1 pseudogene is annotated in these 265 nt (G+C 43.4%); it reads left to right on the top strand.

Annotation, left to right across the window (positions count from 1 at the left end):
- Positions 1-36: 36 nt before the first annotated feature.
- Positions 37-265: pseudogene (locus tag RG959_RS24300) on the top strand (tyrosine--tRNA ligase); the annotation flags it as partial.

Raw genomic sequence — 265 nt, 5'->3', positions numbered from 1 at the left:
TGCCTCTTTTTTCGTGGGTGTACATGATGCAGTATTGACCCCCGCGGAAGAAGAAAAGACCGCCCTCTTACTTAGTCTGTGGTCGTTAAAGGGTATAGTGAAAAAATTAAGCAACAAATTGCCGGATTACTTGATTTCGATAAGGGCGAAAACCCTGTGGTTGCTAGAAACAACCATGACTGGCTTTCAAGCATGACAGTAATTGATTTCCTTCGTGATGCTGGGAAGCATTTTGGGATCAATTATATGCTCGCAAAGGAATCCG

The sequence above is a fragment of the Domibacillus sp. 8LH genome (assembly GCF_038806185.1).
Lineage (GTDB): Bacteria > Bacillota > Bacilli > Bacillales > Domibacillaceae > Domibacillus > Domibacillus indicus_A.
Note: the sequence above shows the minus strand (reverse complement) of the source record. Positions and strands in the feature narration are given on the sequence as shown.